Source organism: Streptomyces sp. NPDC031365 (genome assembly GCF_055569765.1).
This window is the reverse complement of the sequence record NZ_JBVIIM010000018.1, coordinates 4,348-17,676: the sequence shown is the minus strand read 5'-3', so window position 1 is coordinate 17,676 and position 13,329 is coordinate 4,348. Positions and strand designations below refer to the sequence as shown.

General features: G+C 71.5%; 11 protein-coding genes (1 of these 11 only partly in view). 2 read left to right on the top strand and 9 right to left on the bottom strand.

The genetic code is table 11. From position 1 onward, the window contains the following. Window positions 1-109: 109 nt before the first annotated feature. Complete coding sequence (locus tag ACZ5C2_RS24410) at window positions 110-973, bottom strand: esterase/lipase family protein (protein ID WP_468794647.1); 864 nt, start codon at window positions 971-973, stop codon at window positions 110-112. A gap of 174 nt (window positions 974-1,147) precedes the next feature. After that, entirely contained in the window at window positions 1,148-1,594 is a 447-nt protein-coding gene (locus ACZ5C2_RS24405; RefSeq protein WP_468794644.1) for a MarR family winged helix-turn-helix transcriptional regulator, read from the bottom strand. Window positions 1,595-1,678: 84 nt separating this feature from the next. Between ACZ5C2_RS24405 and ACZ5C2_RS24400 the strand changes: the two genes are divergently transcribed. Next, window positions 1,679-2,053 carry a cupin domain-containing protein gene (locus ACZ5C2_RS24400; protein ID WP_468794641.1) on the top strand — a complete coding sequence of 125 codons (375 nt, stop codon included), beginning with the start codon at window positions 1,679-1,681 and terminating at the stop codon, window positions 2,051-2,053. Window positions 2,054-2,065: 12 nt separating this feature from the next. Here the strand turns inward: ACZ5C2_RS24400 and ACZ5C2_RS24395 are convergent, their stop codons facing one another. From ACZ5C2_RS24395 to ACZ5C2_RS24375, 5 genes are all read right to left on the bottom strand, one after another. Further along, window positions 2,066-3,034: a DNA polymerase Y family protein gene (locus ACZ5C2_RS24395; protein ID WP_468794638.1), complete on the bottom strand. Its 969-nt coding sequence runs from the start codon at window positions 3,032-3,034 to the stop codon at window positions 2,066-2,068. Next, window positions 3,031-6,588, bottom strand: coding sequence for a DNA polymerase III subunit alpha (locus ACZ5C2_RS24390; RefSeq protein WP_468794636.1), 3,558 nt, complete (start codon window positions 6,586-6,588; stop codon window positions 3,031-3,033). Before ACZ5C2_RS24390 ends, ACZ5C2_RS24395 begins: the two co-directional genes overlap by 4 nt. Before the next feature lie 193 nt (window positions 6,589-6,781). Further along, the gene (locus tag ACZ5C2_RS24385; protein ID WP_468794633.1) at window positions 6,782-7,864 is read right to left on the bottom strand and encodes a S1 family peptidase; all 1,083 of its coding nucleotides are present in this window, start codon (window positions 7,862-7,864) and stop codon (window positions 6,782-6,784) included. Window positions 7,865-8,344: 480 nt separating this feature from the next. Next, a complete protein-coding gene (locus ACZ5C2_RS24380) occupies window positions 8,345-9,253 on the bottom strand; it encodes a S1 family peptidase (RefSeq protein WP_468794630.1) in 909 nt (302 codons plus the stop codon). A 336-nt stretch (window positions 9,254-9,589) separates the two neighbouring features. After that, window positions 9,590-10,771 (bottom strand): DUF5685 family protein, encoded by a 1,182-nt coding sequence (locus ACZ5C2_RS24375; RefSeq protein WP_468794627.1) that lies wholly within the window; start codon window positions 10,769-10,771, stop codon window positions 9,590-9,592. 299 nt (window positions 10,772-11,070) lie between these two features. Between ACZ5C2_RS24375 and ACZ5C2_RS24370 the strand changes: the two genes are divergently transcribed. Next, complete coding sequence (locus tag ACZ5C2_RS24370; protein ID WP_468794624.1) at window positions 11,071-11,508, top strand: cell division protein SepF; 438 nt, start codon at window positions 11,071-11,073, stop codon at window positions 11,506-11,508. A gap of 55 nt (window positions 11,509-11,563) precedes the next feature. On the opposite strand, the gene ACZ5C2_RS24365 is transcribed toward ACZ5C2_RS24370, so the two are convergent. Together ACZ5C2_RS24365 and ACZ5C2_RS24360 are read right to left on the bottom strand one after the other, a co-directional pair. Beyond that, window positions 11,564-12,754 carry an acyl-CoA dehydrogenase family protein gene (locus ACZ5C2_RS24365; protein ID WP_468794621.1) on the bottom strand — a complete coding sequence of 397 codons (1,191 nt, stop codon included), beginning with the start codon at window positions 12,752-12,754 and terminating at the stop codon, window positions 11,564-11,566. A gap of 252 nt (window positions 12,755-13,006) precedes the next feature. Further along, window positions 13,007-13,329 carry the 3' portion of an MFS transporter gene (locus tag ACZ5C2_RS24360; RefSeq protein ID WP_468794618.1) on the bottom strand. The gene runs 1,411 nt beyond the window's last position, so the window shows 323 of its 1,734 coding nt (coding positions 1,412-1,734); the start codon falls outside the window, past its right edge — the gene reads right to left on this strand; its stop codon occupies window positions 13,007-13,009.

Genomic DNA, 13,329 nt, shown 5'->3' with positions numbered 1-13,329 from the left:
TAACACCCACCCACCACCCGGCCCCCACACCGCCCCCCCCCCTTTTTCGCCCTCCCCCCCCCCCCCCCCCCCCCCCCCCCCCCCCCCCCCCACCACGCGTCTGTACGTGTCAGCTGAACACCGAGGCGCAGGTGGTGGGCCTGGCGCGGTCCGGGTCGAGGGCCCCCGCCACCGCGTGGAAGGCGATCCGGTCGGACAGCCCGATCGCCAGGTGCTCGGACAGATCGAGCGGACAGAGGTCCTGGAGCAGCACGTTGCGCACGTTCGGTCCGGTCAGATAGGCGCTGCGGTACGGCGTGACGACTTGGTCGTACCGGGTGGCGATGACGGTGTAGCGGACGCCGGGCACGGTGTCACCGCCCGCGTTGAGCTTGGTGAGGAAGTCGGAGCCGGCGACCTGGTCGGCGAGCGCCGGGGTGGCCTGCCTCAGGAGGTCCTCGGCGCCCGGGAAGTACGGCAGCAGCTTGGTGAGCCCGCCGAGGGTGGTGCCGTGATTGCTGGGCGCGATGCCGACGAGGGCGTTCACCTCGTCCGCTCCGCCGAGGAACTTGAGGTAGTGGCGCGGCATCATGCCGCCCTGGGAGTGGCCGACGATGTCGGTCTCGTCGGCGCCGGTCGCGGCGAGCACCTTGTCGACGAAGGCGTCGAGCTGTTCGGCGGACTTCTCGACGGGGCCGAGGCCGTGGAAGAGGGGGACGCCGGGGAGCTGCCCGTAGTCGAGGGAGAAGACGCAGTAGCCGCGGTGCTTCAGATAGGGCGCGAGGCCCAGCCAGTTGTCGACGGAGTTTCCGAAGGTGCCGTGAACCAGGACGACCGGGCGGGGATGGGCGGCGGAGGGCTCGCACGTGTAGTCGTTCCAGCCCGAACGGGGCGCGTCGGCGGCCTGAGCACTCGCAGCGGAGGGGACGGTGACGGCCGCGGCGGCCAGGAGGAACGCGGCCAGCGGTCTGATCACCCGCTTCCAGGGCAGCATCGTGTGATCTCCTTGCGGTTCAAGGGGGAGGGTGGGGTCCTACGCCCTGTGATCCGGATCACGAGGATGCTGTTCACTCGTCAAGTTACGGGTGAGTAGTAACTGGGGGAAGTTACGGGTCGGCAAAAACTTCCGGCGTTGACCGGCGTACGATTGCCGTCACCTGATAATGCGTCACCAAATGGGACGAATCGGCCCGTTGGGCGCGAGACGCAGCAACCGCTCACCCAGAGCACGCAGCTCCGCCTCACCCAACACCTCGCCCCAGGCCCGCACGGCCTCCTCCGCCGCCTCCTCGGCCGCCCGGGTGCAGGCCCACCCCGTCCCGGTCAGGACGACGAGCCGGGCACGGGCGTCCCCGGGATGCGGGCGCCGCTCGGCATACCCCTTGCGCACCAGCTCTTCGACGAGCTGGCTCGCGGCCTGCTTGGTCACCCCGAGGTGGGCCGCGAGGTCGGTGACCGTCGCGCCGTCCGGGGCGAGCCGGGCGAAGGCGAAGCCGTGCGCGGGCCGCACCCCTTCGAACCCGCGGGCGACCACGCCCTCATTGATGCGCCGGGTGAGCTCTCCGGCGACGGTGAGCAGGGCGGCGGACAGGGCCATGGCCTCGGAGTTCTGCACGAGGGCATTGAAGCACCTTGACGAAATGGTCAATCAGCTTGACTATATAGTCAAGCTGATTGACTGATTGCCATGGAGGCCCTCATGCCCGTCGTCCGCCCGTCCGAAGCCGTCGTCCACGAGATGCACGGCGCCCGCTTCGTCTCGTACGCCACCCGCTCGACCGGCAGCAAGGAGCTCTGCGCCTGGCGGGGCGAGATTCCCGCCGGTCTCCGGGCGCCGGCGCACACCGTCAGCCGGGAGGAGATCTTCCATCTGCTCACCGGCGAGCTGCTGATCACCCTCGACGGCACCGCCCACCGGGTCACCGCGGGCGACACGGTGATCATCAACCCCGGCGCGACCCTCGCCGTCGAGAACCCGACCACCGAGACCGCGGTTTCCTGGGTCACCACGTCCCACGGCCTGGAGGCGACCCTGGCCGACGGCACCCGCATCGCACCGCCGTGGGCCAACTGAGGACGGCAGAACCTAGGCGGCCAGCGTCCCCGGCATCACCGCGCGGGGGCCGAACTTCGCCCGCGCGCGGTCCGCGACCTCCTCGATCCTGCGCACCTTCTCATCCACCGGATCGAAGGTGAGCTGGTGGGAGGCCAGCTCGGCGGGGTCGAGACCCTCCGCGCGCAGGACGATCGCGCGGACCCGGGCGCGTTGCAGACCGAGCGCCTCGTACAGGCCGTACGCCGTCCTGGTGAGCGCCGCCGAGTGCGCGGTCGGCTCGGCGAGGGTGCGGGTGCGGGTGGTGGCGGACCGGTCGGCGTAGCGCACGGTGAGGGTGAGGCCGTGGCAGACCTTGTCGAGGGCCCGCAGCCGGGTGCCCAGTTCCTCGGCGGCCGAGAGCAGGGCGCGGCGGTGCCGGTCCGGGTCCAGTTCGTCGCGGGTGAAAGGGCGTTCGGTGGCCAGGGACCGGGAGACGGCGTTCGGGACGACCCGGTCGCGGTCGACACCGGTCGCCTTTTCGTGCAGTTCGCGTCCGGCCCTGGCACCCACCAGCCGCTGGAGCGTGGACAGCGGGGCGGCGGCGACCCGGCCGAGGGTGTCGAGACCGTAGTCGCACAGCGTGCGGGCGGTCCTGGCGCCGACGCCGGGCAGTGCCACGACGGGCTTGCCGGCGAGGAACTCCCGCACCTCGCCCCCGGACACCGCGCGGGTCAGTCCCGGCCGGGCGTCCCGCAGCGCCATGCGGGCCGTCATCGGGCCCGGCCCGGCGCCGATCACACAGTCGACGCCGTGCAGGGCGAGGGCCCGCACCCGGATCACCGAAGCCAGTTCGAGGGCGGTGCGCCCGAAGTACCGTTCGGCGCCGCGCAGATCGGCCAGTGCCCCGTCCGGCGGCAGGGCCTGTACGACGGGGGTGAACTCCTCCAGCAGGCCGAGCAGCCCCGGCAGGGTGGCCTCGTACATCGGAGGCAGCTGGAAACGTACGCAGAGGACAGTCATCCCGCACTCCCTGGACTCTGGTGCCACAACTTCCTTCCCACCGCGGGCCCTTCGCCCGCGGGGCGCAGATCGGCCCAGGGGTGCATCTCGTACCCCGTGGGCATACGGATGGTCCGGTCCTCCCTCGGGTCCCGGGCCGCGGAACCGGCCGGCGCGGGCCTCCCGTCCGAACCGGTGAGCCCCCTGCGGGCCGGACCGCCGCCGTTGTCACCGGCGGTCTCCGAACCGGTGCCGGCCGGTTCGGCGAGCCGCGCGGCGACTCCCTCCAGACCCTCCTCCCGGCGGATCTCCAGCAGGTCGGCGAGGTTCCAGGCGGCGGAGCCGACCACACTGAAGCTGCGCGGGCCGCGCCGCTGCACCACCCCGCGCACCAGCAGCAGCCAGGAGTGGAAGACGGTGTGGGCGCAGGCGTCGTGGGAGTCGTCGAAGAAGGCGAGGTCGACCAGGCCGGTGCCGTCGTCCAGGGTGGAGAAGATGACCCGCTTGCCCGAGCGGACGGGCGGGGTCTGGGTGGCCGCCTTGGCGCCCGCGACCAGGACGGTGTCCCCGTGCCGGGCCTCGCGCAGCCGCCGCGCGGAGACCACGCCCAGCTCCTCGAGGAAGCCGCCGTGGTCGTCCATCAGATGGCGTGAGGCGTCCATGGACAGCACGCCCAGTTCGGCGCTGAGCTTCTCCGACGGGGTGAGGTCGGGCAGCCCGGCCGAGGCGGTCCTCCGGCCACCGGACAGGGGGAGTTGGTCGCCGCGTCCGCCGCGGGCGCCCCGGTGCAGTTCGGTCAGATGCAGTTGCAGATCGCGGCGGTTGGCGCCGAACGCGTCCAGCGCACCGACCTGGGCGAGGCGTCCGGCGAGCGGACGGCTGGGCCGGGCCCGCTCCCAGAAGTCGAGCAGTGAGGCGTACGGCTGCCCGTCGGCGATCCGGGAGGCCTCGGCCTCGCTGATGCCGTGCACGTCGGAGAGCGCCAGCCGCAGGCCCCACACTTCCTTCAGCCCCTTCAGCCCCTTCAGCCCCTTAGATTCAGATTCAGACACCAGTTCGATCCCGTGTGTGACCCCCGACTTGTTCACGTCCAGCGGCAGCACCGGCACCCCGCGCCGCCGCGCGTCCGCCAGCAGCAGCCGCTTCGGGTACATCCCGGGGTCGTGGGTGAGCAGCCCCGCGTAGAAGGCGGCCGGGTGGTGCGCCTTCAGCCACGCCGACTGGTACGTCGGTACGGCGAAGGCGACCGCGTGGGCCTTGCAGAAACCGTAGGAACCGAAGGCCTCGACGATCTCCCAGGTGCGATGAATCGTTTCCGCGTCATAGCCGCGAGCCGCCGCGTGCTGTGCGAACCAGACCTTGATCCGCCCCTGCGACTCCGGGTCCGACAGCCCGCGCCGCACCCGGTCCGCCTCGCCGCGTCCGCAGCCGGTCATGATCGAGACGATGTCGATGACCTGCTCGTGGAAGACGACGACGCCGTACGTCCCCTGCAGCGGCTCCTGAAGGTCCGGGTGCGGGTAGCGCACCGGCGCCCGCCCGTGCCGCGCCTCGATGAACGGCCGCACCATGTCGGCGGCGACCGGTCCGGGCCGGAAGAGGGAGATGTCGACCACCAGGTCGTGGAAGGTCGACGGCTGGAGCCGCCCCACGAGGTCCCGCTGTCCCGGGGACTCGATCTGGAAGCAGCCGAGCGTCTCGGTGGACCGGATCAGCCCGTACGTCGCCGGGTCGCCCTCCGGCACCGCGTCCAGGTCGATCCGCTCCCCCGTCGCCCGCTCCACCTCGGTGACCGCGTGCGCCATCGCCGACTGCATCCGCACACCCAGCACATCGAGCTTGAGCAGTCCGAGGTCCTCGACGTCGTCCTTGTCGAACTGTGCCATGGGGAAGCCCTCGCCGCTGGTCGGCATGACCGGCGTACGGGTCAGCAGGGAGGCGTCGGACAGCAGGACGCCGCAGGGGTGCATGGCGACACCGCGCGGGAGCGCGTCGAGGGCCTCGACCAGTTCCCACAGCCTGCCGTACTTCTCCTTCTCCCCCGCCAGTTCCCGCAGTTCGGGCAGTTCCCCGAGCGCCGCGCGGGCGTCGCGGGCCCGGATGTGCGGGAAGGACTTGGCGACACGGTCGATCTCGGCCGGGTCCATGGACAGCGCCGCGCCGACGTCCCGGATGGCGTGGCGCACGCGGTAGGTCTCCGGCATGGCGACCGTGGCGACCCGCTCGGTGCCGAACCGGCCGATGATCGCGCGGTAGACCTCGAGGCGCCGCGCGGACTCCACGTCGATGTCGATGTCGGGCAGTACGACCCGTTCCTTGGACAGGAAGCGTTCCATCAGGAGCCCGTGCCCGACCGGGTCGGCGTGCGCGATGCCGAGGAGGTGGTTGACCAGGGAGCCGGCGCCGGACCCGCGTGCGGCGACCCGGATGCCCATGTCCCGTACGTCGTCGACGACCTGGGCGACGGTGAGGAAGTAGGAGGCGAAACCGTGGTGGGCGATGATGTCCAGCTCGTGGTGCATCCGCTCCCAGTACTCCCGGCGGCCGGCGTAGCCGCGCAGTACCATGCCCGCCGCCGCCCGGGAGGCCAGCGCCCGCTGGGCGGTACGGCGGCCCGCGCCGACGAGGTGCGGTTCGGGGAAGTGGACGCTGCCCATGCCGAGGTCGTCCTCGGGGTCGACCAGGCACTCGGCGGCCGTGGCCTGCGTCTGGTCCAGCAGCCGGAGGGCGGCCTCGCGCCGGAAGCCCGCGGCCTGCACAATCTTCTCGGCCGCTCCCAGCATGGCGCCCTGGTCCTTGAGCCAGGCCTCGCCGGAGTCCAGCCCTTTGGCCGGGTCGACGGGGACCAGCCGACGGGCGGCGTCCAGCACGTCGGCGACCGGGCCGAGACCGGGGTCGGCATAGCGGACGGCGTTGCTCAGCACGGGCCGGACGCCCTGCTCGGCGGCGAAGCCGAGGGTTCGGGCGGCCAGCCGCAGCGAGCCGGGGCCGGTGCCCTTGCGGCCGTGCCAGACGGTTTCCATGCGCAGGGCGTCGCCGTAGACCTCCCGCCAGGGGGCCAGCAGCCGGGCGGCGCGGTCGGGGCGGCCCGCGGCGAGGGCACGGCCGACGTCGGAGTCGGGGCCGAGCAGTACGGTCAGGCCGTCGGCATGGTTGTCGTCCCAGGTCAGCAGCGGGAGCCCGGCATGGGTATGGGCGACGGAGACCAGGCGGCACAGGTCGGCCCAGCCGCGGGCGCCGTCCCGGGCGAGGAAGGTGACACGCGGTGTCGATTCGTCGATGAAGGCACCGCCGCGCACCGGGGTGCGGCGCCTGTCCCGCCGCACGGACTCGTCCCCGGCCGCCGGGGACGTCGCGGGGGCCGCCACCGCCAGTTCCGCGCCGAACAGCGGGCGGACGCCGGCCTTCGCGCAGGCCTTGGCGAAGCGGACGGACCCGGCGAGGGTGTCGCGGTCGGTGAGGGCGAGGGCATCCATCCCCCGCTCCGAGGCGCGCTCGGCCAGCCGCTCCGGGTGGGAGGCGCCGTAGCGCAGGGAGAACCCGGAGACGGTGTGCAGATGCGTGAAACCCGGCACACGCACCTCCCGCACTCGTGAGCCCCGACCGACTCTCGAACATTTGTTCCCAGCTACTTCACCCCACCATAGACCAATTCTCGAATGTGTGTGCGACATCCAGGTGACCCCTCTCCACCTGCGTAAACACCCGAAACGCACGAACGTCCCGCCCCTCCGTGACGGAGGGGCGGGACGTCGTGACGAGGCGTGCTCAGCCGATCTGCGTACCGGTGGCCGAGAGGGCCTCCGTCACCGGCTGGAAGAAGGTCTCGCCGCCCGAGGCGCAGTCGCCGCTGCCGCCGGAGGTGAGGCCGACCGCGCTGGTACCCGAGAAGAGCGAGCCACCGCTGTCGCCGGGCTCGGCGCACACGTCGGTCTGGATCAGACCGTTGACGATGTCGCCGTTGCCGTAGTTCACGGTGGCGTCCAGACCGGTGACCGTGCCGGAGTGCACCTGGGTCGTGGAGCCGCTGCGGGTGACCTGCATGCCGACGGTGGCCTCGGCGGCGCCGGAGATCGCCTGCGTGGAGCCGTCGTAGAGATTCACCTCGCTCGGGTGGTCCACGTCGGCGGTGTACTTGACCAGGCCGTAGTCGTCACCCGGGAAGCTGGACGCCGCGTTCTCGCCGATCACGTTGCCCGAGGAGTCCGACCAGGTGGAGATGCCCTCGGTGCAGTGGCCGGCGGTGAGGAAGTGCGGCTCGCCGCCCTTGGTCACGTTGAAGCCGAGCGAGCAGCGCCCGCCGTTGCCGGTGATGGCGTCGCCGCCCGCGACGAAGGGCTTGTACTCCCCCTTGATGCGCTGGAGTTCGGCCTTGGCACCCAGCGAGTCGACGACCTTCGTCAGCTCGGTCCACTCCGCCTCGGAGACGGTGCGGTCCGCGGTGACGACGACCTTGTTGGTGGTCGGGTCGGTCACCCAGGAGGTGCCCGGGATGGTGGCGTCCTGCTTGAGGGTGGTGTGCGCGCTCTTCAGCTCGGCGAGGGAGTTCGCCACGACTCTCGCCTTGGCGCCGGCCGACTCGACGGTCTCGGCCGCGGCCTCGTCGAGCACGTTCACCACGAGGTTCTTGCTCTTCGCGTCGTAGTACGTTCCCGCCGCGTCGGCGCCCAGGTCCTGGGCGAGCGTCGAGGAGAGCTTTCCGGCCGCCTGGACCGAGAGCGTCCGGGGCGCGACGTCCGCCGGTACCTCGCTGGCGTTCGCAGTCTGGAAGGTGACCGCGCCGGCGGCCAGTGCGGCGATGCCCGCACCCGCCATGGCCACACGTCGCCTGGGTATGCGTCGGTGCTTCAACTCACGTCCTCCTGTGGGGGGACGGCCCGGGAGGTTGTGGGGACCTCGCCGGACCGGAAGGTGTACGGCCATGGGGGTGGAACACGAAAGAAGCCACGCCCGTGCCGGTCGAACGGCGCCTACTCTTCCGAACCCCACAGGCAGCACACAAGGTCGACTTCAGGACGCGCGTACGGCAACGGCCGTGCGCCCTCTATGTCCTGACTGGTCATGGACACGCAGGGTGGTTCGCACTGCAAACGCGACGGAGGGGTAACCGGCGGTACGGGCCACGGGATCCGACTGTGGCCGGAAATCGACCCCCATGGGTCCGGTTTCACGCGGGCCGCGGTGGACGGACGTTGCTACCGCACCGGTTCCGGCACCGGCCGCGAAGGCCGCCCGGCACCCGCCCCGAGGGTGCGGACAAGAACGAGCCCCCGCACGCGGATGGCGTGCGGGGGCTCCTCGTGCGGCGGGACCGGTGATGCGGGGCCGGTCCTAGTAGACGCTGACCCCGTAGGCGCTCAGGGCCTCGGTCACCGGCTGGAAGAAGGTCGTACCGCCGGAGGAGCAGTTGCCGCTGCCGCCGGAGGTCAGACCGTACGCGGTGCCGTTGCTGCCGTAGAGCGCGCCGCCCGAGTCGCCGGGCTCGGCGCAGACCGTGGTCTGGATGAGGCCGCCGACGACGTCGCCGCCGCCGTAGTTCACGGTCGCGTTGAGCGCGGTCACCCGGCCGCTGTGCGTGCCCGTGGTGGAGCCGTCACGGATGACCGTGGTGCCCACGCTCGGGGTGGCCGCACGGGTGATGTCCACTCCGTTCGCGGTGCCGGGCTTGCTGACCGAGGAGTTGGTGTACCGGACGATGCCGTAGTCGTTGCCCGGGAAGCTGGAACCGGCGGTCGAGCCGAGCACCGTGCTGCGGCCGGAGTTCGAGTACCAGGTGCCCGCGCCGTCGGTGCAGTGACCGGCGGTCAGGAAGTACTGGGTTCCGTTGCTGCTGCGGACGTTGAAGCCGAGGGAGCAGCGCCAGCTACTCGCATAGATGGCGTCACCGCCCTGGATGAGCTTGCTGAACGTGCCCGGGGTGCGCTTGACGGTGATCGCCCCGGCGTCGTCCCCGGCCTGCTGCTTGATCTTGTTGATCTCGGCCTGGGAGACGGTGCTGTCGACGGTGACGACGACCCTGTTGGTCTTGCTGTCGACCGCCCAGGCGGTGCCCGGGATGTCGGCCTTCAGCACCGAGCCGCTGACGCCCTTGAGTTCGGCGGAGCTGAAGGTGGTGGGGGTGTCTGCCGCGTTCGCGCTGGGGATCGCGATCGCGGCAGCGGCCACGAGGCCGGTGGATACGGCGATCAGCCGAGTCCGTCTCGAGATGCCGCTGCGGGGGGTGGTGCGCTTGATCCTCACTTCTCGTTCCTCCACAAAGGAAGTAGGGGGCCCTCGTGGGGTTGTGGGCCCGTGAGGCGCAGTCAGCGGGCCACGTATCCGGATTCCGAACACGCCGTGCCCCTGACAAGCGCTGAGGGCGAGTATTCGGCCGACCGACAGGTCGGCGCAAGGGTGCCTTTCGGACGTCAACCTTTGAACCATGTAGGAGATTTGGTCCGCACCCGGGAACTCGTTACCAGCGGTCACACCGGTCTGACGACCGGTCGAACGGCTGTGGAGTGTCCGGAAGTCGCCCCTCCGGATGCCCGCGCCGACGCGTCACCGACGCCCGCGGCGCCCCGCGCGGACCACCGTTCAGCAGTCGCAGCCGCAGTCGCAGCCGCCGTCCTCACCACAGCAGCTGCAGCAGTTGCAGCACTCACAGCAGTCGCCGCATCCGCTGCAGTCGCAGTTGGTGCAGGGTCCCTGCCTGGGCTCACGGGTCCAGGGGTCCTCGTAGGCGCCGCAGCACATCTGGCAGGTACAGGCGAGTCCCAGCCAGACCGCACAGCCGGCGAACAGCCCCCGCCGGTCCCGGTGCGGCGGCCCTGGAGGCAGCGGGGCGCCGGGACCACCGGGGGCGCCGGGAGGGGCGTAGGCCCCGCTTCCGTGGGCACAGGAGACCGTACCGAAGGCACGTTGAACGGAGTTGGGCAGTTCATGGACGAGCAGCCGGTGCGCGAGACCACCGTCGGTGCCGTGCCGTCCCGGGGACACCCCGGCCCCCCAGTCCACCTCACGCAGCGCGAGCCGGATGCCGTGCACCGCGTCGTCGGCGAGCCGGCGGGCCTCCTCCAGCGGGGTGCCGGTGGCGGTGAGCGGGTTCCAGGCGCCCGAGGCGGCGTCGGCCTCCCGGTCCTCCACGGCGTCCAGCAGGTGCGCGAGACGCCCGAAGAGGCGCCCGGCCTCCGCCAGCGGTCCGGCGTTGTGCGGGCGGCCGGCGAGCACCGCGGTGTGCGCGAAGGCCGCCGCGGTCGCGGTCTCGGTCGGCTCGGTGACGGTGAGGATCGGGGTACCGGGCCCGGCGAGCGCCTCGATGCCGGTCTGCCGGTCCACGGCGTCGAGCAGGACGGCCGTGTCGAACCCGACGTCAAAGCCGGTCCGCGCCCCGGCCCGGTCCCAGCTCGCGGCGACCCGGCGCGCGGCCAGCGCCACCGGCCGGCGCGCCAGCAGCCCGTCACCGTCGGCGACATGGTCGCGCATCTTGGCGGAGGCGAGCACGAGGGAGACGGCCGCCGCGAGCCGCGCGCCCTCACCGTGCGCGACGGACGCGGTGCGCATACCACGCAGCGGACAGGGTCCCGCGGTGCGCCGTCCCGCGTCTGCCCTGGTGGACTGAGCTTCCGTCAGTACGGATATGAGCAGCCCGTCATAGTTGGTGGCGATGCGCGCGAGCTGTCCGTGGTCCCCGCGCAAGGCGAGGCACAGTCCGCACAAATGAGCCATCCACTGAGCGGTGAGCTTCTCCCCGAGCCGGTGCCGACACGGCCTGACCATTCCGAACACGACGTTCCCCCGTGAGGTCGCATGACACTGAGCGGCCGCATCGTATCGGCCACCGCGTTCACCCGTACGCACCCCTCATCACCCGGACGCCGGAGAGAATCATATTTCACTCACAGTCAGCATCCGTTTACACCAAAACCCTTGGGAAACACGGACTCTCGACGGATTCGCTGTGCACCAGTACCGTCACAACCCCCCCGCGCGGCGTCTATCCACTTGGCGCGCCATCCGCATCATGGACGACCATAGGGATGCGGAAAGCAGAAAGACCGCTGTGAGAGGAGGCGTCCATGGGATCGGTACGCAAGGCAAGTGCCTGGCTTGGCCTCGTCGACGACAACGAAGACGAGCGTTACTACGACGACGACTACTCCGACGGGCCAGAGACCGGGGAGGCCTGGGTCACCGATCCGCGGGTCAAGGTGGCCTCGGACGTCGCCGAGGAGAAAGGCCGCCGCATCGGCACGGTCACCCCGGACAGCTTCCGGGACGCCCGCGCCATCGGCGAGCTGTTCCGCGACGGCGTTCCCGTCATCATGAACCTCACGGCCATGGATGCCGGTGACGCCAAGCGCGTCGTCGACTTCGCCGCGGGTCTGATCTTCGGCCTGCGCGGTTCCATCGAGCGCGTGTCCAACCGGGTGTTCCTGCTCAGCCCGGCCGACACCGAGGTCGTCAGCGGCGAGCCGGCCGCGCACCGTTCGGACGGCTTCTTCAACCAGAGCTGAGGCAGGGCCGCTCGCCGGCCCTGCCTCCGCGTGAGGTCCTCCGCGCCGGGTCCATCTAACGGAACGCGTCGATTCCGGTGAGTGCCTTGCCCAGCACGAGCTGGTGCATTTCGACGGTGCCCTCGTAGGTGAGCACCGATTCCAGGTTCGTCGCGTGCCGCATCACCGGATACTCGAGCGAGATCCCGTTGGCCCCGAGGATCGTACGGGCCGTACGGCAGATGTCGATGGCCTCGCGGACGTTGTTGAGCTTGCCGAAGCTGACCTGCTCGGGACGCAGGCGGCCGGCGTCCATACGCCGCCCCAGATGGTGGGCGAGCAGAATCCCCTTGTGCAGTTCGACCGCCATGTCGGCGAGCTTGGCCTGGGTCAGCTGGAACCCACCGATCGGCCGCCCGAACTGCTCCCGCGTCTTCGCGTAGTCGACCGCCGCCTCGAAAGAGCTCCGCGCGGCACCCATCGCGCCCCAGACGATCCCGTACCGGGCGTGCGAGAGACAGCTGAGCGGGCCCTTCAGCCCGGTCACCCCCGGCAGCACGGCGTCGGCGGGCAATCGAACGTCGTCCATGACCAGCTCGCTGGTGACGGAGGCGCGCAGGGACCACTTGTGCTTGATCTCCGGCGCCGAGAACCCGGCGCTGTCGGTGGGCACGGCGAAGCCGCGGATGCCCTCGTCGGTCCCCGCCCACACCACGGCGACACCCGCCACGGACCCGTTGGTGATCCACATCTTGCGTCCGTTGAGCACCCAGTCGGTGCCTTCCCTCTTGGCGTACGTGCGCATCGCACCGGGGTCGGAGCCGACGTCGGGCTCGGTGAGCCCGAAACAGCCGATGACCTCGCCGGAGGCCATCCGGGGCAGCCACCGCTGCTTCTGCTCCTCGCTGCCGAAGCGGTGGATGGCGTACATGGCGAGCGAGCCCTGCACCGAGACCAGGGACCGGATGCCGGAGTCGGCCGCCTCCAGCTCCAGACAGGCGAGCCCGTACTGCACGGCGCTCGCACCGGCGCAGCCGTAGCCGTCGAGGGACATGCCGAGTGCGCCGATCCCGCCGAGCTCCCGGGCCAGCTCCCGGATGCCGGGCAGCTCGCCCTTCTCGTACCACTCGGCGACGTGGGGCAGCACGCGGTCCGCCGCCCAGCCGCGCACCGTGTCCCGGATCGCCAGGTCCTCCGGCTCCAGCAGGTCGTCGAGGCCGAGGGGGTCGGCGGGGTCGAAGGGGGGCAACTTCGCGGACGCGGACATGGGGGCACCCTCCGAGGGCTACTCCGGGACAACTCCTGGACATCAACTAGCACTGCTAGTCACGGCTCGGGGCGACGTTACGACGCAGTCTCCCGCACGTCCACCCCGGCCGGGCGGGCACGGCTCACCGCTTCACCTCGAAAGGCGCGGGGCTCGACGGCCTCCCGCGGCGCCGGCACCTCCCGCGGCGCCGGCACCTCGACGGCCTCCCGCGACGCCGGCACCTCAACGGCCTCCCGCGGCGCCGGCACCTCAACGGCCTGCGGCTCGCACTGCATCACCCGCGGCAGCCTCAGCGCCATCGCCGCCCCGAGCAGCAGCAGACCCGCGCTCACCAGCAGGGTCACATGCAGTCCGTGCACGAAGGAGTGGCGCGCCGCCTGTCGCAGAGCGTCCCCGGCGGGCCCGCCGAGCCGCGCCGCCACCTCGTGCGCCTCGCCCAGGGAGTGCCCCGGGGGGGGGGGGGGGGGGGGGGGGGAGCGAGGGGGGGGGGGGGGGGGGGGGGGGGGGGGGGGGGGGGGGGCGGAGGGGGGGGGGGGGGGGAGCCCTACAGGCACCAAAAGAGTGGGGGGTCG